Below are 1,248 nucleotides of genomic sequence, written 5' to 3'. Positions count from 1 at the left end.
TGACGTGACCCCCGTTTTTTCCTCCAGTTGGAGCTAGAGTCCGACCCCGGAAAGGGACGGACAGATGAAGCGGAAGCAGTTTTCGGAAGAGCAGATCATCGGCATCCTGAAGGAGGCCGAGGCTGGTGCGGTGGTGACGGATCTGTGCCGGCGGCACGGGATGTCGAGCGCGACCTATTACGCCTGGAAAGCCAAGTTCGGCGGCTTGGAGGTGTCCGATGCGAAGCGGCTGCGGGCGCTCGAGGAGGAGAACGCCCGGCTCAAGCGACTGCTCGCGGACACGATGCTGGACAACGCAGGTCTGAAGGACCTGCTGGCAAAAAAATGGTGACGCCCGCCGCGAAGCGGGAAGCGGTCGCGCATCTCCAGACGGCGCTGGGGATGAGCGAGCGGCGGGCGTGTGCTGTCGTCGGGGCGGATCGCACGAGCATGCGGTATCGCTCAAGCCGGGCAGATGATGGCGACCTTCGGTCGCGTCTGCGCGAGCTGGCGCAGCAGCGCCGACGGTTCGGCTATCGGCGGTTGCACATCCTGCTGCGGCGGGAGGGCATCACGATCAACCGCAAGAAGACACAGCGGCTTTACCGCGAGGAAGGTCTGACAGTCCGTCGCCGGAAGGGACGAAAGCGCGCCGTCGGCGCGCGGGCACCTGCGCCGGTGCTGGCGCTACCCAACCAGCGCTGGAGCCTGGACTTCGTTCATGATCAGATGGCCACGGGGCGGCGGTTCCGTATCCTCAACATCGTCGACGACGTGACCCGGGAGTGTTTGCGGGCGGTGCTCGACACGTCAATCTCGGGCAAGCGGGTGGTGCGCGAGCTGGGCGACCTGATCGCCGAGCGTGGCGCGCCCAAGATGATCGTCAGCGACAATGGCACCGAGTTGACCTCAAACGCGGTGCTGGCGTGGTCGGGCGATGCCGACGTCGAGTGGCACTATATCGCTCCGGGCAAACCGACGCAGAACGGGTTCGTCGAGAGCTTCAACGGTCGCATGCGCGACGAGCTACTCAATGAGACGCTGTTCTTTACGGTCCGCCAGGCGCGCACGATCCTCGCCCGCTGGGTCGAGGACTACAACACAGAGCGGCCACACTCCTCGCTCGGCTACGCCACACCGGCCGCCTTCGCCGCAGAACTCGAAAAGCAACGGTCGGGTTTAAACCTGACCGTTGCTTCACCCGCGCTCCTGCGCGACAACAACGGTCGGTCTCTGGTCGCAGCTGGATGAAAGGCGGGGGTCACGTCA

General features: G+C 64.9%; 1 protein-coding gene. It reads left to right on the top strand.

Translation table 11 applies throughout. The annotated features are described in order from the left end of the window. Window positions 1-64: 64 nt before the first annotated feature. Window positions 65-1,230, top strand: a protein-coding gene (locus SPHN_RS18325; RefSeq protein ID WP_156347626.1) for an IS3 family transposase whose coding sequence is annotated in 2 segments (ribosomal slippage) — window positions 65-317 and window positions 317-1,230 — 1,167 coding nt in all. Because the reading frame shifts where the segments join, the coding sequence is not laid out codon by codon here. Window positions 1,231-1,248 lie beyond the last annotated feature (18 nt).

This window comes from Sphingomonas faeni (assembly GCF_023195535.1).
GTDB classification, from domain to species: domain Bacteria; phylum Pseudomonadota; class Alphaproteobacteria; order Sphingomonadales; family Sphingomonadaceae; genus Sphingomonas; species Sphingomonas faeni_B.
Note: the sequence above shows the minus strand (reverse complement) of the source record. Positions and strands in the feature narration are given on the sequence as shown.